Origin of the sequence: Algoriphagus confluentis, from assembly GCF_036245625.1 — a bacterium.
Lineage (GTDB): Bacteria > Bacteroidota > Bacteroidia > Cytophagales > Cyclobacteriaceae > Algoriphagus > Algoriphagus confluentis.
Genome location: NZ_BTPD01000012.1, coordinates 59,994 through 80,865, shown reverse-complemented (window position 1 = coordinate 80,865; position 20,872 = coordinate 59,994). Strand labels below are relative to the sequence as shown.

The following is a 20,872-nucleotide window of genomic DNA, read 5'->3' as shown; positions in this document are numbered from 1 at the left end:
GTCTTTGGAGAAGTATTCTCCATCCGTTGTAAATTTTCCCCATTCCCTCTAAACTTGAAGTCCCAAACAAAAAAAGTCCCGCAAAAGCGGGACCTGCAAGCAAAGAGTTAAAGGATAATTTACGAACCCAAAAATAACGATATTTCCGGATGATCAAGTTCTTTCAGTGGATTTATACCCTGTATTCTGCCTTGGTATTTATCTTCCTCATGTTGCTGTTGGGATTATTCATTGTCCTGCCGATTCTTGTACACTCGAGGGGAGACCGGATTTCTTTTGTTTTTATCCGACTTTGGGCCGGGATTTGGGCATTTTTGTCAGGAGTTCGGTTTGAAGTAGAAGGTAAAAAGCGGATAGACAGAAGCAAGCCATACATCTATATTTTCAATCACCGTTCTTTTATCGATGCACCTGTTATCCCCATGGCTATCCCTCAGGAGTTGCGGGCTTTGGGCAAAAAGGAACTGTCCAAAATTCCCTTTTTCGGATGGGTAGTAGGCAAATTGGCCATTTGGGTAGATCGAAGCTCGGTAGAATCCAGACGGGCAAGCTTGGAAAAGTTGATCAGCATATTGGAAAAAGGAATCTCCGTGGTCGTGGCCCCGGAAGGAACCCGAAATGACTCCGGAGATACTCTGCTATCTTTCCAAAAAGGAGCCTTCCGATTGGCCATTGACACCCAAATCCCCATCCTTCCCATGGCGGTGATCGGGGCAGACCGAATCATGAAGCGGGGATCGATTTTACTCCGACCGGGAAAAGTCAGGATCTACTTTTCTGACCCGATTTTTCCTCCCCAACCTTCAGAAACAGCCGTGAATGAGTTTACCGAAAAGTGCCGAAACCGGCTGGAGGCTATGCTTCTGACTCATGAGTAGGCCCTGAATCAGCCAAAGCCTCCGCAGTCAGCTTCTCAAAAACTGCATATACCGCAAAATAGCTTACCGGCAAGGTGATTAAAACCCCAACCACAAAAAACAGCAGCCCCAGGATATTGATCCCAATCAAAACGAGGATAAACCCGAAAAACTTCCACCAATTTCTGGTAATCAGCTTTCGGCTAAGCTCTAGAGAATTCCAAAAATCCATGCCTGAAAACAGGGCGAAAGGAATCCCAAAGGTAAATGCCACGCCTAAATAAATCCCGGGTAGAATCAGAGCAATTATTCCCAAAAAGGTCAAGATACCGGAAACCAGAGAAGTCACTATGAGAATTCCCCAATAGGAAAAGCCATTGAAATAGTCGGGCAATTGAACCTCCAAACCTCGGCTAAGCTGATTGGCTACCAAGAAAAACCCTCCAGTCAAAGGCGGAGAAATCAAAATGCTGATGAAAAGGCTGTAGTCCTTCAAAAAAACAGAGGATCCCGCCGAAATACCCAAAATGAGCAAGGAATACAAAAAAGTAAGCGCAGGCTGGATTTTGAAAAGTTCCCAGCCCTTGCTCAATGCCTCCTGAATACTGAATTCAGGATACTGCTGAAATAATTTTTGGATCTTAGCTTGAGTCATCATTTTTAAAACGCTTTCTTTAAACTGATGGAAAATTCAGAGTTCCGATATCCAAAATATCAGATTCTTGATTTTAGACTTTGGTGCTTTTGACAATCAGTCCAAAGAAGAATGTGCTCATCAGGAAAATTTAAAAATCCTTTTATCTTGGAATTTTCCAATTCGATCATTTTGTGAAGGCTTCCAGAATGTCGTGCTTAGTGATGATGTGGATTTTGTCCAAAGAATCCCGGACAAGCACTGCTTTTTCTTTTTCTACCATGGAAGAAAGCACATCCAAAGAAGAATCCAAGGCCACAAACTTCATGGAATCCTCCATCACATCAGCTACTTGGCCATCTTTCAGACTTGGATTATCAATGATTTTGGAGAGCAACTTGTTATCGGTAAGGCATCCTACCACCTCGTCGTTTTCCATGACTGGGATCTGAGAGACACTTTTCCCATTCATCAGAGCAATGGCCTCTTTGACCGAATCTGACTTTTTCACCGCAAGCAAAGCATAGCTTCCATTGCGTTGAGCGATGATATCCCGGGCAGTAGCGTAGGTTTTGTCCTCCAGAAAACCATGATTTCGCATCCATTCGTCATTGTACACTTTACCCAAATAGCGAGTACCGTGATCCGGCAAAATGATGACCATCCGATCCCCTTCTTTCAGGTTTTCTTTGGCCCACTCCAAGGCTCCGTGCACCGCCGACCCACAGGACCAGCCCACAAAGAGCCCCTCCTCCCGAGCGAGACGCCGAGTCATTACTGCAGCGTCTTTGTCAGTTACTTTGATAAAATGATCAATCAGGCTGAAATCGACATTTTTTGGCAAAATGTCTTCCCCAATCCCCTCGGTGAGGTAAGGGTAAATCTCCTTTTCATCGAAAATCCCAGTCTCTTTATATTTTTTGAAAACGGAGCCGTAGGTATCTATCCCTACCGTCACGATGGAGGGATTTTGCTCCTTGAGGAATTTAGCCGTACCGCACATAGAACCTCCTGTACCTACGCCTGCTGCATAGTGGGTGATTGTTCCTTCGGTATCCTTCCAAATCTCAGGCCCAGTAGTCTCATAATGAGCCGCTGTATTGGACAGGTTGTCGTATTGATTGGGGTAAAATGAATTCGGAATATCGGCATTCAGCTTTCTGGCCACTGAATAGTAAGATCTCGGATCGTCGGGAGTCACATTGGTTGGACAAACCACCACTTCCGCTCCCACAGCTTTCAAGATGTCAATTTTCTCCTTGGACTGCTTGTCCGCCATGGTAAAAATGCATTTGTATCCTTTAGCTACCGCGGCAAGGGCCAAGCCCATTCCTGTATTTCCAGAGGTCCCTTCGATGATGGTACCTCCCGGCTTCAGGATTCCTGCCTTTTCTGCATCCTCCACCATCTTGATTGCCATTCTATCCTTCATGGAGTTGCCCGGATTGAAGTATTCTACCTTCACCAAGACTTCCCCTTTGATGTCTTTGGCAAGCTTGTTCAGACGGATCATCGGGGTGTTTCCGATGGTTTCAATGATGGAGTTGTAAATCATAGTCAGTTACATTTGGATGCTCAAAATTACAGGAATTTTCCAGCCGTAGGAAAAAAGACGGGATTCTGACCAAATAATATTTTGTTAAGAGGAAGTGGATTTCAGCTGATCGACTTTACAGTTCCTTAAACTCCAATCGTTTGAGAATGTCCATGGTTACATGGACCAAAATCGCTGCGATAAAGGAAAATCCGATAACCAAGGTCAACAAGCCATAGACAAACTGATCAGTGACTGCAAAGATGATAATGGAAAGAATCCCAGCCGGCGCCAAGCCAAAGAGCAAGATCCCTCCAATCATCAAAGGCTTAATCAGAAATCGATCCCAACTTTCTTCCAAGCCCACCTGAGGAATGAGGTTGATTCCCAATCCGATCAGGTAAGAAAAGATCATCCCCAAAGGAAAAATCAGAATCAATCCCAGACTGATTTTGGCCAGAAAAACGGATGGCAAAATGAGCAAAAGAGAAAAGATCAGCGTTTGCAGCAAGTCCAACTTGATCATATTCCAAAATTTGGAAGACCAACTTGCCGGAGCCAAAATGAACCAAGGCTTCTTTAGATCTCCAATATTTGCCCTCCCGATACCTGCCAGGAAATAAAACACAAGCATGAAAAACAGATAGAAATAAAAGACCTTATGCGAAAACCAGTCAAATCGGGACAAGCCTGCAAAAAGTATCCCCAATACCGCCATTCCTAATGTATAAACTCCCACCAAAGGATGAAAATCCTGTCGACTGCTGTGTACATAATTTCTCCAATAAAAAGCCTTAGCTCCAACTCCAAATTCCGGTAAAGCCAATTGCTTTTTGGAATTGAGGCTGTAAGTATCCTCCGTTACTTCCTGCTTTCCTCGCGCTTTTTCAAGTTTGTCTTCGTTGCTTTTAGTCGCCTCAAGTACATCCTCGTAGTAGTATCCCGAATGCCGGATGACCAGCATCACCACCGTGAAATAGGTCAATCCATACAAGGCGACAAAGCCAGATGCCAAAATCCAATTTTGGTGCTGAAGGTAGCCGAAGATACCCTTGCTCCAACCTACAAGAGGAAAGAAGTCAAACCATGGCGAAGCAATCCAGGCAAACATCCCCTGCCAAAACTTCTCCGCCTGCAATCCCGGAATCAATATCATTGCTGCCAGCATAACCCCTACTCCTACAATTCCTCCGCGGATATAATCCATGATTCCGTATTTGGTGTGAAGGGTGTAGACCAAAAAACGGATCGGGAAAATCATAAAAAAGAATAATGCAAATCCCAATAACAGGAAAACGACATTGTCCCAGCTGAAAGCAAAAGTACCAGCCATCTGACTACCCCCATAGGCCATAAAAATTAAGGATCCTCCCAATGAAGGAAGAATCGATCTACCCATATAGTACAAAAGCAGATTCTCAGGCTTGACCGGAGCAGTAAAGAGCAGGTTCACGTCTGCCATTTTGAAAAAACTTACATTTTTCTTGGTCGCTCGATACAACTGAAAGAGTAAAAAAGCCAAAGCCAAAAGAGTCACCCCTCCGATGAGATTCCTCATCCCGAAATCTACCTCCCCCAAAGCATCCAAATTCTGCCCAGAAAAGGACTCTTCGGCCCGGTCTTTCATTCGTTGGGAATAAATAAAAAAGAAATACCCTACCATGACCCCATAAGGAATCAGCCTGACCGGGTTTTTCAGAATCAGCAACAAATTGTTTTTGAGGATCCAAAAATCCTTTCGGAGCAAAAGTTTCACCTCATTCATCCTTGGTCAATTCTAAGAACAAATCCTCCAAACTCAACCCTTCTCCACCTTCTGCGGCTTGAAAGCGCAGGTTTTCGATAGTGTCGTTTCCGATAATTTGCCCATTTTTCATGATCATTACCCGATCAGCAATACTCTCCACACTATCGATCAGGTGAGTAGACACCAAAATAGTCTTTCCGGTTTCTTTGAGATTTCTGAAGACCTGCTTGGTATTTTTGATGGCTTTAGGATCCAAACCGATCATCGGCTCGTCAAAGAATAACAACTGAGGATCGGGCAGAAGTGCACAGCAGATCGATACTTTTTGCCGCATGCCTTTAGAAAGATCCCTACCCAGTTTTTTTTGCTTGTCGTCAAGCTCATAAAGCTCCAAAAGTTCCTGAGCTCTCGGCTTCCAAGCCCTCACCCCATAGGCCTGAGCTACAAATTGCATGTGCTCGTATACCGTCAGCAAATCATAGACATAGGGAGTTTCCGGAATATAGCTGAAAAACCGCTTTGCCTCCACACTCAGATGATCGTAACCACCGATGGTAATTTCCCCGGCTGTTTTGCGAAGCAGGCCCACAATGCACTTCATGGTCGTGCTCTTTCCCGCCCCGTTGGGACCTAATAGACCGACTACTTCTCCACCGTCCAGATGGAACGAAATATTGTCAACCGCATTTTGCTTGCCGTACTTTTTAATCAGATTGGTAACTGTCAGCATTGGAGCTTAATTTTTCGAAAAATGAACAGATCCCCGCTTTTTCCCAAACATGTCCCTGACCAATGACAAGATTTCATTACCAATGAGGAAAAACACGGACTTTTGATTTAACTCTTCTATTTTTAGAATAGTTATTTGGCATATCCAATACTTTAACCTAAGTCCAAAAATGAAGGGGACATGCGCAGTCTCCAGACTCACTCACCGGAATTCAGAGGAGTTACGGGGGGGGAGGAAAATGCGGCTGAACCTGTTTTTCTACCCTTTCCCAAAAACAAAACCAACCGACACCGAGGGACGGTTGGTGAGCTATGTAGAATCAAGTCGAGGTGAAGTCTAACAAAATTTGGCAATTTGAAGAAGTACGGATATAAATAATCGTTATTTTCACTACCAGTTCTTTTTTACAATCAACAATCCTTATTCAAACATGAAAAAACTGATCATTGCCATTTTTCTTCTGGCAAGTGTGCAAGAAGTGGCAGCACAAAGAGACGGTGGGTTCCGATTTCAGATGGATTTAGGTGCTGCGATCCCCAAAGACGGGGGTATTGGAGCCTTGATGAATCTGGAACCTCAAATTTTAGTCAAAAGCAACCTGGCCTTTGGCGTCAGAGTAGGAATCGCAGGACTGGCCAAAGATGTGGTCTATTTTAATGACCCTGAACAATACGAAGGCGAACTTGGCGTAAATGCTTCAATTGTCGGTACGCTGAACTATTATTTCAATAAAGGAAACAGCCGGGTGGCCCCCTACTTGGGAGCAGGTTTTGGCTACTATGGTTTTAGCAGCGTGGACGTAGATACAAGTGATGCTCCTGAAGATATCGGTAATTTGGAAGCGGATTTTGCTTGGGCACCCATGCTTAGGGCCGGTGTGGAGTTAGGTAAATTCCGTCTGGGAGCAGAGTACAATTTTGTACCAAGCAGCGATCTTCAAAACATCAATGGAGAGACTATTGGCACTGCTGTCAACGAGTATTTTGGCTTTACACTTGGTTTTTTTCTTGGGGGAGGAAGGTGGGGAAAGTAAATGCCGGTTAAGAACTCTCCTGCGGAAAAGAATCCAGTGTAAAAGAAGGCAGCAGGTCACCTTGGAGTTGATCTGTTGCCTTTTTTATGTCTACTAATCCTAGCCTTTGGCTCCAGCCAAAAGATAGAGTACGGCCATCCGTACAGCCACTCCGTTTTCCACTTGTTCCAAAATGATGGATTGAGCTGAGTCAGCGGCATCCGAACTCAACTCGACCCCTCTGTTGATCGGTCCCGGGTGCATCAGGACGATTTCTTTGTTTAAAGAATTCAGCATCTTTTTATTGATCCCGTAGTACAAGGAATACTCTCTGAGACTTGGGAAATACTTGATCTGCTGCCTTTCAAGTTGGATTCTGAGCACATTGGCTACATCACACCAGTCCAAGGCTTTCCTCACATCCAATTCCACCCTTACTCCTAAGCTCGAGATGTATTTGGGCAGCAGGGTAATCGGACCACAGACCATCACTTCGGCACCCAGCTTTTTAAGACAAAAGATATTGGAAAGGGCTACTCTAGAGTGAAGGATATCTCCAATGATGGCGACCTTTTTCCCTGCCAAATCTCCCACCTTTTCCCTCATTGAAAAAGCGTCCAATAAGGCCTGAGTGGGGTGTTCATGGGTACCATCCCCCGCATTCACGATATTGGCCTTGACATTTCTGGAGAGAAAGTGCGGGGCACCGGGACTGGCATGACGCATCACGACCATATCCACTTTCATGGAAAGGATATTGTTGACGGTATCCACGAGCGTTTCTCCTTTTTTCACAGAAGAATTGGAGGAGGAAAAATTTACCACGTCGGCACTGAGTCGCTTTTCTGCCAGCTCGAAGGAGAGCCGGGTACGAGTGGAGTTTTCGAAAAAGATATTGGCGATGGTGATGTCGCGGAGAGAAGGGACTTTTTTGATCGGTCGGTTGATGACCTCTTTGAAATTGGCTGCCGTTTCCAGAATCAGCTGAATGTCTGATTCGGTGATATCTTTGATTCCAAGCAGATTTCGGGTGCTGATTTGCGACATAGTTAGGGGTTGACTTTCTCTGTGATCCAAACGGCGTCCTGTTCCGGCCCCTGTCCTGCCCACTCGACGACCACATATTGGCTGTCCAGTGTGTTGACATTGACTCCACAGTAGTCAGGGAGAATGGGATAATCCCGGGTATATTTTCGGTCCACGAGGACCATCAACTCTACTTTTTGGGGTCGGCCAAAAGCAATCATGGCGTCCATTGCGGCTCTTACGCTCCGGGCTTTGTACAGAACATCGTCGATAAGGATGACCTTTTTGCCCTCTACCAAAAAATCGATCTTGGTCTCATTGGCTTTGAGAGGAAAATCCCTTCTGCGGAAATCATCCCGGTGAAAGGTAGCATCCAGGTATCCCGAAGGCACGTGTACCCCGGAAATCTCCTCAAGCTGAGCGACTACCTTATCCATCAGCAGTGTCCCACGGGGCTGAAGACCCAAAATCACCGTGTTTTCGAAATCGTCGTGATTTTCGATGAGTTGAAAACAGAATCGCTTCAGAATGATAGCGATCTGCTGCTGATCGAGAACGAGTCGTTTTTGCATGGGTAGGATTTGGGCGTAAATATAGAAAATAAAACTAGTCCCCCTTCTCCTCAGGCTGGTACAAATCTCCGTCGATTACGAATTTACTCAAAAAGAAAACCTCTTTGACCTCTTCCAAACCTTCTTCGTTTTGGTAACGGATGGATTGCATTCCGGATAGTAAAAAGTACTGATCATACCAATGGACCAGACGAAGGGACTCCAGGTCAGTTCTCCTTATTCTTTCATTTTCAGTAGGCAATTCGATGCCAAAATAGAGTCGGTCAAACTTCTTCTCCCCATTTCTGAAAAAGCTGGTGACAATCTGATCGTCCTCTGCATAGACATGATAGAGGTCTTCCCCCTGCAGGGCAATTTCCCCAAAAGGCTCTGGATAAAAAGTGGCAAAATCCCCGTAAGTGGCCGAATTCTCCCAAATCACCCGGCCTTCCTTGGAAACCTTGATAAAATGGGAAGAAATGTATTGATACTCAGTCTGTGAGTATATTGGCATCATGTTGCCCATAGAAGCCTGATTGAGCATGCTGGGAGGGGGACCTGCCATCCTGTTGGATTGGTCATACCGAAACTCACTGAATGGACCCGTGGTACTTGCTCTATTGCCACCCCGGGAAGTCACGATATTTACCTGATCAAAATACACCAAATAGGCATTTTCGGTCTCCCTTACGTCCCTGACGGTGTAGGTATTTCTGATGGCAGGGATTTTTCCTTTTTCTAAATCCTTAAGGACTTGCTGATCTTTTTTGGCTTTCTGTCTTTCTTTGAGATAATTATAAAAATTGGGAAAATCACCCAAGTCATAGAGTTTGAAATCAAACTCTCCAAACTCATTGATTTCCATGATAAACATCCCCTGATAGTTGCCTCGGGAATTGAGTCCGTAAGAGCCGATCATGACTTGCTGGTAATTCTGATCAGCCAAGAGCAACCCATCCAGAATTTCCTGACCCGGGTCTCCAAACTGATCTACTTTGACTTCCCGATAGAGGTTGCCTAAAAGGTCAAAGGTCAAAATAAGCAATTCCCTGTTTCTATATTGACCTTTTCTACTCACCACCACCTCAAGCGATTCCAAATCGGGCATTTTTCTGATCTGCATCACTTGGGTATTGTTGCTGTAAATTCCCTGAACAGTATGGAGACTTTTGCTCACCAAGTCCAAAATCTGCAATACAGGACGACTGTCTGCCATCCCTAGAAAAACTGCCTTTTTATCCTGCACCAAAAACTCCACCAAGTCCAATGGCAGCAGATTGTCCGCAGGATATTCCAGCCCTTGATTGGTCTGAAGGTCGACCTCCAAAATATACTTGTTGGCATTGCTGGTAGAACCTTTGGCTAATAGCACATAGAGCCGATCCCCGTCTATATCGTATCCGATCATATCAAAGTTGAGCCGCAGGGTCAATTCCACTATTCCCTTGGAGTTGAGATTTCTGTCTGACACAAAAAACTGAAACACTCTCTCCCCTGAAAAACTTTTGGTGGACAGGGTCCGGAAAGAAACCAATCCCGAGGCTGTCCTCATGGTTTCGAATGGGGGATCATAGGCCTGTCCTTTGATTTCAAATCGGGATAAAAACTTGATTTGTCCGATGGCTTGAAATTGGGTCAAAAGTAAAAATAGAAGAAGCCAATATTTTTTCATGATAATTAGGAGCGTTTCTCTGGGCTTAGTTTTACTCTATTTGGGAATATATTCGGAGATTTTGGATAAAACAATCCCGTTTTTGTCAAGACTATTTGGAGCTCATTTTCAAAATCAAGTCAAATTCTTCCCGGGTCACTCCTATCACAGAGAGCCGGGACTGCCTGAGCAAAAGCATCTCAGAGAGCCTGTCCTCAGCTTTGATTGCGGCTAGGCTTACCGGATTTTGAAGAGAAGAGTTGGCCTTCAGGTTCACAGCCACCCAGTCTCCGTCTTTGGGATCGGGAAAAGCCTCCACAGACACCTCCGCCACCCCTACCACAGCCTTGTCTTTTCCACTGTGATAAAAGAGGACCTGATCGCCTTTCTTCATTTCCTTGAGAAAATTCCTAGCCTGATAGTTTCTTACGCCATCCCATACATCCTCCCCCTTTTTTTCAAAATCTGTCCAAGAATAGGACGTTGGTTCTGATTTGACCATCCAGTAGTTCATCGGTTCTCGGGTTATTTGTTTATTGAGTTTTTCGTTATCTGGTTATCGGTAATTGATCTTTGGTAATTGATATTGATCATTGGTCATTGGGTGTTTTTTTCTTTTGAAAAGGCAAAGCAAGATACACTTCAATCGGCCAGACCTTGGCATGGACAATTTTACTTTGCCGCATTGGCAATTCGCCATTCGCCACAGTGGATAAGTTTGTACCACAGTTTGACCCTAAACTTCCTCCTTCCAGTCTTCGGGCTTCGTTACTTGAAAACCGAACATTCGGGCTTAGCTTGTGGTCCCAGTGTTTGCCGAAGGGTCAAAGCATCGAACACTACTTCCAACTTCCCCCTTCCTTCTTCTACCTTTAAACCAACACTCAAAGGATAAGTTAAGCTTTCGGACTTTAAATTGAAACAAATATTGAAGACCTTTGTCCATTAAGCCTAACGAAAACCCAAACGTTTTGGATCATAAAACTATCCTGAAAAAGCTCAAGCTGTCCATACAGCTCATGGAGCTTCACGACGAGAACCCCTTCAAAATCCGAAGCTACCAAAGCGCCCTGAATTCCCTCGATCGAGGTGATCAGGACTTGATGGAAATTGCTGACGCTGACCTGTCAAAAATCCCCGGCGTGGGAAAAAGCATCCAGGAAGCCATCCTTAGCCTCAAAGCTTCCGAATCCTTTCCTGCCCTGGATGAACTCCTGACTAAAACTCCCCAAGGCATTTTGGAAATCCTGCAAATCAAAGGGCTGGGACCAAAGAAAGTAAAAACCCTCTGGGAAGAACTCGGAATCACCTCCACGCACGAACTCATGGAGGCCTGCCAAAGCAACAAGGTAGCCCAGATCAAGGGATTCGGAGAAAAGACCCAGGAAAGCATCATACAAAATCTGGAATTCAAGGCTTCCAATTCGGGAAAATGGCTCTTTGCAGATATTGAAGAGGCGATTTTGGATCTGGAAAAAGAGTTACAAAACCTGTCTGGAGAGGTTTCTCTTATAGCGGTAGGTGAATTTGCCAGAAAAATGGAAATCATCTCCGGTGCGGAGTTTTTGGTAGGCAATCAAGCAGACAAGAAAAGCTTGAAAAACTGGGATCGGATCGATTGGGATTGGACTCAAAGCAGTCCGACTACATGGAGAGGCAAGCTGAAAGATTTGGACCTGAAAGTCATCCTCTATTTTTCCAGTTCCGAGGATTTTCTTTGGAAGAAAATGGCTCATAATGCATCCAAGGCCCATTTGCTTTCTCCAGTGACCATAACAGAAAATATAGGTGAACTCCTCTTGAAAAAAGATTTCAGTTCTGAGGAAGAGTTTTTCTCCAAACATGGGCTTCAATTTATTCCCATCGAAATGAGAGAGGGTTTTGGAGAAGTGACCCGAGCCAAAGAGCATTCCATTCCTACACTTTTGGAGGAAAGCCATCTTAAAGGAATCCTGCACAATCACTCCACCTACTCTGACGGCAAACACAGCCTGAGACAAATGGCCGAGTACTGCAAATCCCTCGGCTATGAGTACCTGGGGATCTCCGACCACAGCCGGACAGCCAGCTATGCTGGAGGTTTGGAGATCGAAAAGGTGCTCAAGCAGCATCAGGAGATTGACGAGCTGAATAAGGAACTGGCTCCCTTCCGGATTTTCAAAGGAATCGAAAGTGATATCCTCGGAGACGGAAGTCTGGACTATCCGGACGAGGTATTGGCTAGCTTTGATTTCATTGTCTCCTCTGTACATTCCATTCTCAACATGGATGTGAAAAGAGCCACCGAACGCCTGCTCAAGGCCGTCACCAACCCCTACACCACCATTTTGGGACACCCTACCGGACGCCTCTTGCTAAGAAGAGAAGGCTATCCTATAGACCATCAGGTCATCATTGATGCCTGCGCAGAGCGCGGGGTGGTGATCGAGATCAATGCCAATCCCTGGAGATTGGACTTGGACTGGCGCTGGGTAAATTATGCCATGGAGAAAGGAGTCAAACTCTCCATCAACCCCGATGCCCATGAAATGGACGGATATGCCGACATGAAATATGGCGTATTGGTGGGGAGAAAAGGTGGCCTGACCAAAGAAATGACTCTTAATGCACTCAGTGGTGAGGAAATTGCTGCTTACTTTGCGAAGCGAAAAGCAAAAATTCAGTAGGCAATTTCAGGTTTTATTAAGTTGTTAGTAGTGAATGGTAATCTGATTACCAAACATAAATTCAGCTATTGCTTCTCGATTCTCGTCTCTTGCCTATTGCTTTTTGCCTCTAATCCTTGATACTAAACTCTAGCTACTAGATACTAAAAAATGAAATGGTCTAATCTTCCCGAACCTATTCTCCTTCAGCGCTCGTTTATCTTCGGACTTACGGGGATTGTGTTGGGAACCCTCTCCTTGATCAATACCCAATTCGGGTTTTTGGATGCTCCCATGGGCCCGCTAAACGGAGTCAGCCTTTTGCTCCAGTTTTTTGGTTTGAGTCTTGCCGTGATGGTGCTTCGAAAAAGGAAACTTCCCCAGGAATTCAAGGAAAAATCCCAAATCATGATTCTGGTATTGGGAGTAGCCCTACTATTTTTTGTCCTTTCCCTGTAAAAAACCTTCCGAAAAGAAACCCTGAAAGCAACTGACTTTCAGGGTTTTTATTTTTATCCTCAAAAAATTTAACTTTTTTTAGTCTTCCTGCGCAACCCATTTTCAGGCATCCGCATCTACCCTATTGAAAGCCAACCGGAATGTTTAACAGATCCAATTTTTCTACAGAAGAAGGACTAATCAAAGGATGCCTCAAGGGAGACAGAGCTGCCCAGAGACATCTGTACGATTCCTACTCGGGAAAATTCCTGGCCATCTGCATGCGGTACTTGAAGAACCGCGAACATGCCGAAGACGTGATGATCGAGAGCTTTATGAAAATCTTCGAAAAACTGCCCCAATTCCAATCCAAGGGAAGTTTCGAAGGATGGATGAAGCGGATTGTAGTCACTCAGGCATTGATGAAGCTCAGAAGCAACCGGCATCTGATGATGGAAGTGAATATGGAGGACGAGCATTATCTGCAATCGCCTCAATACGAGTTGACCCATTTGGAAGCTGCCGAGTTGATGGAATTGGTCCAAAGCCTTCCTGTAGGCTATCGGACCGTTTTCAACCTTTATGCAATCGAGGGATATTCCCATCAGGAAATAGGAGATCTACTTGGAATCAGCGAGAGTACCTCCAAGTCCCAACTGAACCGGGCGAGAAATTCGCTCAAAGAAAAAATTGCCAGTCTTTCACCCAAAATCAAGACAAATCATGGCTAAGACAAATGAACAATTCGACCGGGTGTTTAGAGAAAAACTCAACACTCACCAAGAAAAGCCCAGTGCCCTGGCTTGGGAAAGGTTGGAAAGCCAGCTCCCCAAAAAGGCTGAAAAAGGCTGGGGATTCTTTATTAGCATAGCCGCATCCATGACCATTCTTCTGACGGTCGGTTACTTGCTTTGGCCCAAAGAAGGAGGAATAAGCGAAGAAAATCTACTTGCCGACCAGGCCACTGAACAAGTAGAAACTACCCCTGAAGCCAACTCGAACGGCACCACCGAAGTAGTAACCCAAAACGAAGAAAAAGTGGAATTGCCTGAAGAAAAATCAATCCAAACTCCTGCTCCCAAAAAGCAGGAAATAGTTCAAAACCGTGCTGAAACCCAACCTCAACGGGGATTGATCGCTGATTCGTCTACAAAACCGGAAGAGCAAAATAAAAAAACAGCGCTAGAACTCGTCCCGGTACCGGAGTTGAAAGCTGAGGAATTGATTGAACTGCCCAAGCCTGAGCTCAAAGCAGTGGAAATCCCTCAAACTCTTGTAGCAGAAGCAACAAAACCAACCGAGGAGGAACCGCTCTATCGAGTAAGCATCTATTCCAACGGAATCAAAAAAGGGGAAGCTCCGGATAAAAACCTGATCACCGAACTGGGCAAAACTGTGGGCCAAGTGGAAGATCTGCTCGGCAAAGTGGACGAGGGACTGATTTCTCTTCAGGATGCCAAAAACAACCTGTTTACAGCAAAAAACACCAAGAGGGAAGCCTCTGATGAAAAACCATAAATAACTAAACCAACTCATTCCTTAAAATCAATCGTATGAAAAAGTATCTGCTGTTATTTTGCCTGATGGCCTTGGTTCAGGTGGCTTTTGCCTCCTCTGACCCGACAGATTATCCTCTCACCGAGACCCGTGTCATGAAAGACAGTGTGGTCATCGAATTCGGTAAATCCGGAAAAGTAGTCATCATGGTAGAGTCCAAAGAGGACTTTGAAAAACTCAAATTGATGAACATCAATCAGATCATCAGCGAGCTGGATCTGGAAGAAAACAAGCAAACCGGAGAACTGACTATCGTAGAAATCCGGAAGAAAGATGGCAGCGTCAAGGAGGTAGTCAAAGTCTACGAGGACGGATTGGAGACGGAAGTCAATGTAGCCGGCGTCAGAGTTTATGTAGATGAAAGCGGAGAAAATACCCGGGTCAAAGTCGAAACCGGAGGCCGGAAAAAATCGGATCCGCCTTTCCGCTCTTACTTCAACGTGGACTTAGGGATCAATAATTACCTCGAGGACGGATCATTTCCCACTTCCGACAATCCCTACGCCGTGAAAGGCTGGGGAAGCTGGCAAGTGGGGCTCAATTGGATGGCCTCTCAGCGAATCTCCAAAGGTTTTCATTGGAACTTCGGAATAGGTTTCCAGTGGTACAACTTCAAATTTGAAAACCGGGATTTCCAAGCAGTCCGAGGAGAAGACATGATCGAATTTGCCCAGAGAACAGACGTGGATGGCTTCAAAAGCAAGATTTCCGCTTCCTATCTCACTGCCATGACTTTGCTTGAGCTGGATTTTGGAAAAATGAATGACAGCAAGCGAGGACTCAGCCTGGCAGTAGGTCCCTATGTGGGCTATAGACTGGGAGGTCAATCCAAATACGTTTATGAAGAATTGGGTGGTTCTGGCCGCAAGAAGGACAAAGAAGCTACCGGTCTTTACCTTGAAAACCTACGGTATGGTCTAAGAGGTGAAATCGGAGTAGGACGAATCACTTTCTTCACTACTTATGACTTCAACGAGCTCTTCCAAGAAGGCAAAGGCCCCGAACTGAATCCCATCACTTTCGGAATTGTATTTTAATCAGGACAGGGAGCCTTATCTCCCAGCCTTTTATTTTGAAAACTTAAACCAACGATGAAAAAATTACTTTTAACCCTCGCTTTGCTTCTCCCTCTCACCTTGGCATTTTCTCAGAAAAAAACAGCCATGGAAGGTGAAAAAACCAAGGTATATACCCTCATGGGAAAAAGCTGGATGGTCACCAAATACCAAGACGGCACCAAAATCTATGAATGGGAAATCAATGAAGAAGACTACCAAAATCACAGGCAGACAAAACCTTCCCGATTTGAAACCAACTTCATTGAACCTGAACTGGGAATCAACCTATGGCCTGTAGATCAAGGGGCTCCCGAAGTCAAACCTTGGGGAAGCTGGTATTTTGCCATGAATACAACCGGAACATGGAAGCCCAGCAGAAACTTCCGCCTCAAATCAGCCCTGGGAGTGAACTGGTACAACTTCAAGTTTGAAGACACAGACCTCATAGCCGTGAAGACTCCCGAAGGACTGGACTTTCAGGAATTTACCGATGGCATGGGCACCAAATCCAAGATATCTGCCTCTTTTGTCAATCTCACCTTAGTTCCGAGTATTCAGACCAATGACGGTAATCTCCGCTTTGGACTGGGAGGGTATGCCGGTTTACGAATTGGGGGCAGAGGAAAATATGTCTACGAGGATGAAAATGGGGATAAGACCAAGCTTTTTGAAAAATCCAACATGTATGTGGACAACTTCAGGTATGGACTACGTTCCGAAATTGGTGTAGGTGAGGTCAGCCTCTTCTTCAATTATGATCTGAATGATCTCTTCCAGCCTGGAAGAGGGCCGGAACTTCAAGCTATGAGTTTTGGAATTTTGCTTACAGACTAGACTTTAAACAAAAAAAAAGATGAAAAATACCTATTCAAAACTGACCTTGACGCTTTTACTTGCGCTGGTTTCAACCTGGACTTTTGCCCAAAATGTATTGGTGGACACCAAAAAATCTTACCCTGGAATCACCCGAATCGAAGTAGAAAGCGGTTGGCTTGATGTCACCTACAGCGGTGGATCTAGCTCTTCGGTGAATGTAGAGGCCTACTTGGAGTCTAACGATACCGATCAGGACATCGTCTTTGTGACTGTGGGAGATGTACTGAAAATCACCCATACCCGAAAGCAGAGAAACTACAGCTGGAACACCCGAAATAAGGGCTACATCACTATTTCAGGACCAGAAGCAATGGCGCTTGACATCAAGGGAAGCTCTGGCAACATCACCATCTCTCAGGTAAAAAGCGAACAGACCAACCTACGGGTGACCTCCGGTAATCTAAAAGCAAATCAAATCGTAGGAAATCTCCTTGTCAAGGCTACCTCAGGAAATCTGACAGCCGACGGAATAAAAGGAAATGTGGAAAGCAGCCTGACTTCAGGAAATGGCAACTTCTACAATGTGGACGGCAACCTCGACTATCAATCCACCAGCGGATCATTGGATGCCAAAAATATCGGTGGTGAAGTCAATGTGGGACTGACCTCCGGAAATGCCAAAATCGAAAATGCCGGGAAATTGGGCAGCTTGCAGTTTACTTCAGGAACCATGCGCGCCACCGGTGCAGGGTTGGGTGAAAATACCCGCTTTCAGGGCAGTTCGGGCAACTTCCGAATCCAAACCAATTCCAACCTGAAAGACTTCAATTTTTCCCTGAAAGCTTCTTCAGGTAATCTGAAAGTGGGTAGCATCAGCTCCGGTAAAACGCTGGAAATAGACAACGGTTCCTCCACTTGGATCCGGGGAAATATCACCTCAGGAAATATTTCCATCGAAAATTAAAAACCACCAATCAAGGATTACTCAGGCCGGGAAGCTGCGCGAATCAGCTCCCGGTCTTCTTTTTTCAGCTTCATCAGTCTGGCCATTCTATCCGGACTGGGTTTGGCCAAAGAAAAGAATACCAAAGCCAAAGCAAAAAGAATGGTGTGAAGGGGATTTCCTCCGAAAAGCAAGCCCACACTGGTACAAATAGAAACCAAGAACAAAAACAAAAACCGCTGTTCGGTGGCCTTGGAATAGATTTTTACTTTTGCCAACAAATCTTCTTCAGAAAAAGTCGTCTTGATTTTGCTGTGAAAAACAAGGTACTGCCCGATCAGAAGGGAGGCCGAAAAGGCAATCAAAAAACCGTTCAAAAATCCTCCCAAAGGAGGAAGATCCTTGTTGATACTCCCAGAAGTATGATAGAGATACACCAATCCAAAGATTGGAAGTGCAATCATCAAAACAATCAGGGTAAACCTCTCGGTGCGCTTGTAGATTTTTCGAATGGGGTCGATTTCCAAAACAATGAGCTTATTCGATGGTCACTTGAATGTCTTCCGAAAGCGGCCTGGAAACGCAGCAAAGGATATATCCTGCTTCTTTTTCCTTATCACTCAGTCCCGCATCCTCATCCATCTTCACCTGACCGCTCAGCAATCTTCCCCTACAGGCTGTACAAAGTCCACTTTGGCAGCTGTAAGGCATATTCAAACCGGATTCCAAACCGGATTCCAAAATCGTCTTGCCTGGATTCACAGTCACCACATGCTCCTCTCCATCCAATTGGATTCGTACGTCCCGGGTCAAAACCCCATGATTAATACCTTTGAGGGCATCTTCATGGGCTTGGTGAGCAGCAGCGGAAAAGAAACTTTCCCGGTGAACCCTACTTTTTTCCACGTCCAACTTTTCCAATACTTCCTCTGCTGTGTCCATGATCCCGTCAGGTCCGCATAGGAAGTACACCTCCTCATAGCGCTTTTCAAACTCTGCTTTTGCAAACAATTCTCTCAAAAGATCTCCGGAAAGTCTCCCTTTGAGACCGGTCCAGCTATCCGAAGGCTGGCTAAGGTTATGAATGATATTCAGTCGGTCCGAGTTAGCCTTCTGAAGCAGATCCAATTGCTTTTTGAAAATGATTTGTTCCTCATTTCGGCTGCAATAAATCAGCGTAATGACCGACTGAGGCTCATTAACCAAGACTGATTTGAGGATTCCCATCAAAGGGGTAATCCCGCTTCCTCCGGCAATAAGGAAGAAATGACGTCTGTTTTGGGAATGAAAATCCGTGGTAAAATTCCCCAGAGGTTTGAGTACATTGATGGTTTTGCCGGGGAATACCTTTTCATTCAGATAGTTGGAAAAAAGTCCTCCGGGTACCCGCTTCACCGAAATCCCCGGAAAAGGATCCACAAAAGGAGAAGTACAAAGGGAGTAAGAACGACGCTGTTCTTTTCCCTCAAATTCCATCACCAAAGTCAAAAATTGACCCGGTTTGTAATCGAGATAGGGTTCGGGTTGTTCAAAATAGATGGTTACCGTATCTGAAGTTTCTTTGACTACCTCCCGCACTTTGAGAGGCAAGTAAGGGCTGACTTTGACCTCTTCTTTCTTTTTCTTGAAGAAATTGAACATCTGAATTTTATGAATTGGCTGCAAAAATAATTTCCCAAGCCGGAAAACCGGCAATCCTTAGGATATTTTCCCTCAATAACCCCAAAACAAAAAGGGAAGTTTGGACAAAAAGGAGAATTATGTCTGCAGACAGAAGATTTTTTGGTCAAAGACTTAACTTTGCCCTTCCCGAAAATCGGGTCAGGTTCCTTTTTGATTCAAATCCTCACTCATGGAATTCAACGCCCTCACCGCAATATCTTCAGTAGACGGCCGATATGCTGGCAAAACTGCCCCACTTCGTGCTTTTTTCTCTGAATTTGCTCTGATCAAATACCGCGTTCATGTAGAAGTCGAATATTTCATCGCCCTCTGCCAGTTGCCCCTCCCCCAGCTGGAAGCTTTTGATCATAGCCTTTTCCCCCAACTCCGAGGCTGGGTCAAAAACTTTTCTCTGGAAGATGCAGAGTGGATCAAGACCACCGAGCGGACCACCAATCACGACGTGAAGGCTGTGGAATATTTTCTTAAGGAAAAATTCGATCAGCTGGGATTGGAGGCATATAAGGAGTTCATCCATTTTGGACTTACCTCACAGGATATCAACAATACGGCTACTCCCCTCATGCTCAAATTGGGTATGCAAGAAGTGATTTTACCTCTTTTACAGGAGGTCATCGAAAAGCTGAGCGATCTTGCAGAAGAGTGGAAAGACATCCCCATGCTGGCCAAAACCCACGGACAGCCGGCTTCCCCTACCCGCTTGGGCAAGGAAATCCAGGTCTTTATCGTTCGCCTGAAAAATCAATTGGAGCTCCTGGAGCAAGTGCCCTACTCGGCAAAATTCGGTGGTGCAACCGGAAATATGAACGCGCATCAAATAGCCTATCCTGAGCTGGATTGGAATGAATTTGCCTTCACTTTCGTGGAAAACTTCCTTGGACTCGAGCGATCTTTCCCAACCACCCAAATCGAACATTACGACAATCTGGCTGCACTTTTCGACGGATTGAAGCGAATCAATACCATCCTTTTGGACCTATCCAAAGACGTATGGCAGTATGTGGCGATGAATTATTTCAAGCAGAAAATCAAAGCCGGTGAGGTGGGTTCCTCTGCCATGCCACACAAGGTCAATCCCATTGACTTCGAAAATGCGGAAGGCAATTTGGGCATCGCCAATGCACTTTTGGAGCATTTGGCAGCCAAACTTCCGATTTCAAGATTGCAGCGGGACCTGACAGACAGTACCGTTCTCCGTGTGATTGGGGTTCCTCTGGCCCATATGCTGATTTCTTTGGAATCCCTTCAAAAAGGCCTAGGCAAACTCGAACTCAATCGGGCAGCTATCGATGCCGATTTGGAAGAAAACTGGGCTGTGGTGGCCGAAGCCATTCAGACCATCCTGAGAAGAGAAGGATTTCCCAAACCCTACGAGGCACTCCGGGACTTGACCCGAACCAACACAAAAATCACCCAGGCTTCCATTGCTGAGTTTGTGGAAGGTTTGCCTATTTCGGATGACTTGAAGACAGAATTGAAGGCGATCAGTCCGTTTAATTATACTGGGATTTGAGGGCAGTTTGCTGTCAGCAGTGATCAGTAAATCGTCAATAGGGAGCGGTTTGTGGTAAGTAGTGGTTTTTTCTCGGTAAGCTGTTCATTGTAAAAAGTCTAATTTGATAGGGTTTGAACTTATTGGATCTTGTGCTGAATTAGGTCCAAGCATCAGGCTTTAAATTTTCCCACAGATTTCCACGGATAAAAATCACTGATTCCCACAGATGATTTGCTCTGGTTAATTTTCAGCTTTCTGACTTCATACTTTTTACTTTATTCTGGCTCACAGATGCCACAGATTCCCACAGATAATTCTTATCTCTGAAGTTTTCAGCTTTCTGACTGTCCCGCTGAGCTTTGATGAAGTATTAGCCTTCTGATTTTAAAACCATTTACGACTTACTACCCACTATTTACATACTACTACAATCGTAAATAGTGAGTGGTTAGTGGTAAGTAGTGGTTTTTTCTCGGTTAGCTTTTCATTGTAAAA

The 20,872-nt window shown here is 45.0% G+C and carries 20 protein-coding genes; 10 read left to right on the top strand and 10 right to left on the bottom strand.

The window, feature by feature from the left end:
• The first annotated feature begins 149 nt into the window (after positions 1 to 149).
• Positions 150 to 878, top strand: coding sequence for a lysophospholipid acyltransferase family protein (locus AAA943_RS17230; protein WP_338225527.1), 729 nt, complete (start codon positions 150 to 152; stop codon positions 876 to 878).
• Here AAA943_RS17230 and AAA943_RS17225 read toward each other — a convergent pair.
• The 4 genes from AAA943_RS17225 to AAA943_RS17210 form a co-directional block, all read right to left on the bottom strand.
• On the bottom strand, positions 856 to 1,515 hold the full coding sequence (locus tag AAA943_RS17225) for a DUF2189 domain-containing protein (RefSeq protein ID WP_338225526.1): 660 nt from the start codon (positions 1,513 to 1,515) through the stop codon (positions 856 to 858). The two genes, AAA943_RS17230 and AAA943_RS17225, sit on opposite strands and share 23 nt — an antisense overlap.
• A gap of 163 nt (positions 1,516 to 1,678) precedes the next feature.
• A complete protein-coding gene (locus tag AAA943_RS17220; RefSeq protein WP_338225525.1) occupies positions 1,679 to 3,046 on the bottom strand; it encodes a pyridoxal-phosphate dependent enzyme in 1,368 nt (455 codons plus the stop codon).
• A gap of 115 nt (positions 3,047 to 3,161) precedes the next feature.
• Positions 3,162 to 4,790: a putative ABC exporter domain-containing protein gene (locus AAA943_RS17215; protein ID WP_338225524.1), complete on the bottom strand. Its 1,629-nt coding sequence runs from the start codon at positions 4,788 to 4,790 to the stop codon at positions 3,162 to 3,164.
• Complete coding sequence (locus AAA943_RS17210; protein WP_338225523.1) at positions 4,783 to 5,502, bottom strand: ABC transporter ATP-binding protein; 720 nt, start codon at positions 5,500 to 5,502, stop codon at positions 4,783 to 4,785. Before AAA943_RS17210 ends, AAA943_RS17215 begins: the two co-directional genes overlap by 8 nt.
• Positions 5,503 to 5,932: 430 nt before the next feature.
• Here AAA943_RS17210 and AAA943_RS17205 point away from each other — a divergent pair, with 430 nt between their 5' ends.
• The gene (locus AAA943_RS17205) at positions 5,933 to 6,535 is read left to right on the top strand and encodes a hypothetical protein (RefSeq protein ID WP_338225522.1); all 603 of its coding nucleotides are present in this window, start codon (positions 5,933 to 5,935) and stop codon (positions 6,533 to 6,535) included.
• A 99-nt stretch (positions 6,536 to 6,634) separates the two neighbouring features.
• Here the strand turns inward: AAA943_RS17205 and AAA943_RS17200 are convergent, their stop codons facing one another.
• The 4 genes from AAA943_RS17200 to AAA943_RS17185 form a co-directional block, all read right to left on the bottom strand.
• A complete protein-coding gene (locus AAA943_RS17200) occupies positions 6,635 to 7,561 on the bottom strand; it encodes an aspartate carbamoyltransferase catalytic subunit (protein ID WP_338225521.1) in 927 nt (308 codons plus the stop codon).
• Between the two features lie 2 nt (positions 7,562 to 7,563).
• Positions 7,564 to 8,112, bottom strand: coding sequence for a bifunctional pyr operon transcriptional regulator/uracil phosphoribosyltransferase PyrR (pyrR, locus tag AAA943_RS17195; protein WP_338225520.1), 549 nt, complete (start codon positions 8,110 to 8,112; stop codon positions 7,564 to 7,566).
• A 34-nt stretch (positions 8,113 to 8,146) separates the two neighbouring features.
• Positions 8,147 to 9,763: a hypothetical protein gene (locus tag AAA943_RS17190; RefSeq protein WP_338225519.1), complete on the bottom strand. Its 1,617-nt coding sequence runs from the start codon at positions 9,761 to 9,763 to the stop codon at positions 8,147 to 8,149.
• Between the two features lie 91 nt (positions 9,764 to 9,854).
• Complete coding sequence (locus tag AAA943_RS17185; protein WP_338225518.1) at positions 9,855 to 10,256, bottom strand: EVE domain-containing protein; 402 nt, start codon at positions 10,254 to 10,256, stop codon at positions 9,855 to 9,857.
• 457 nt (positions 10,257 to 10,713) lie between these two features.
• On the opposite strand from AAA943_RS17185, the gene AAA943_RS17180 reads away from it, so the two are divergent.
• The 7 genes from AAA943_RS17180 (at position 10,714) to AAA943_RS17150 (ending at position 17,220) form a co-directional block, all read left to right on the top strand.
• The gene (locus AAA943_RS17180) at positions 10,714 to 12,408 is read left to right on the top strand and encodes a helix-hairpin-helix domain-containing protein (protein WP_420915616.1); all 1,695 of its coding nucleotides are present in this window, start codon (positions 10,714 to 10,716) and stop codon (positions 12,406 to 12,408) included.
• A gap of 150 nt (positions 12,409 to 12,558) precedes the next feature.
• Positions 12,559 to 12,846 (top strand): hypothetical protein, encoded by a 288-nt coding sequence (locus AAA943_RS17175; RefSeq protein WP_338225517.1) that lies wholly within the window; start codon positions 12,559 to 12,561, stop codon positions 12,844 to 12,846.
• A 140-nt stretch (positions 12,847 to 12,986) separates the two neighbouring features.
• Complete coding sequence (locus AAA943_RS17170) at positions 12,987 to 13,556, top strand: RNA polymerase sigma factor (protein ID WP_338225516.1); 570 nt, start codon at positions 12,987 to 12,989, stop codon at positions 13,554 to 13,556.
• Positions 13,549 to 14,343, top strand: coding sequence for a hypothetical protein (locus tag AAA943_RS17165; protein WP_338225515.1), 795 nt, complete (start codon positions 13,549 to 13,551; stop codon positions 14,341 to 14,343). The genes AAA943_RS17170 and AAA943_RS17165 overlap by 8 nt, the downstream gene beginning before the upstream one ends.
• Before the next feature lie 35 nt (positions 14,344 to 14,378).
• Entirely contained in the window at positions 14,379 to 15,419 is a 1,041-nt protein-coding gene (locus AAA943_RS17160; RefSeq protein ID WP_338225514.1) for a porin family protein, read from the top strand.
• A gap of 54 nt (positions 15,420 to 15,473) precedes the next feature.
• Positions 15,474 to 16,274, top strand: coding sequence for a hypothetical protein (locus tag AAA943_RS17155; RefSeq protein ID WP_338225513.1), 801 nt, complete (start codon positions 15,474 to 15,476; stop codon positions 16,272 to 16,274).
• 19 nt (positions 16,275 to 16,293) lie between these two features.
• Positions 16,294 to 17,220 carry a DUF4097 family beta strand repeat-containing protein gene (locus AAA943_RS17150; protein WP_338225512.1) on the top strand — a complete coding sequence of 309 codons (927 nt, stop codon included), beginning with the start codon at positions 16,294 to 16,296 and terminating at the stop codon, positions 17,218 to 17,220.
• Between the two features lie 17 nt (positions 17,221 to 17,237).
• On the opposite strand, the gene AAA943_RS17145 is transcribed toward AAA943_RS17150, so the two are convergent.
• Both AAA943_RS17145 and AAA943_RS17140 read right to left on the bottom strand, forming a co-directional pair.
• On the bottom strand, positions 17,238 to 17,726 hold the full coding sequence (locus AAA943_RS17145; RefSeq protein WP_338225511.1) for a hypothetical protein: 489 nt from the start codon (positions 17,724 to 17,726) through the stop codon (positions 17,238 to 17,240).
• A gap of 10 nt (positions 17,727 to 17,736) precedes the next feature.
• Entirely contained in the window at positions 17,737 to 18,840 is a 1,104-nt protein-coding gene (locus AAA943_RS17140) for a 2Fe-2S iron-sulfur cluster-binding protein (protein WP_338225510.1), read from the bottom strand.
• Between the two features lie 211 nt (positions 18,841 to 19,051).
• Here AAA943_RS17140 and purB point away from each other — a divergent pair, with 211 nt between their 5' ends.
• A complete protein-coding gene (gene purB / locus AAA943_RS17135; protein WP_338225509.1) occupies positions 19,052 to 20,395 on the top strand; it encodes an adenylosuccinate lyase in 1,344 nt (447 codons plus the stop codon).
• The last annotated feature ends 477 nt before the right edge of the window (positions 20,396 to 20,872 follow it).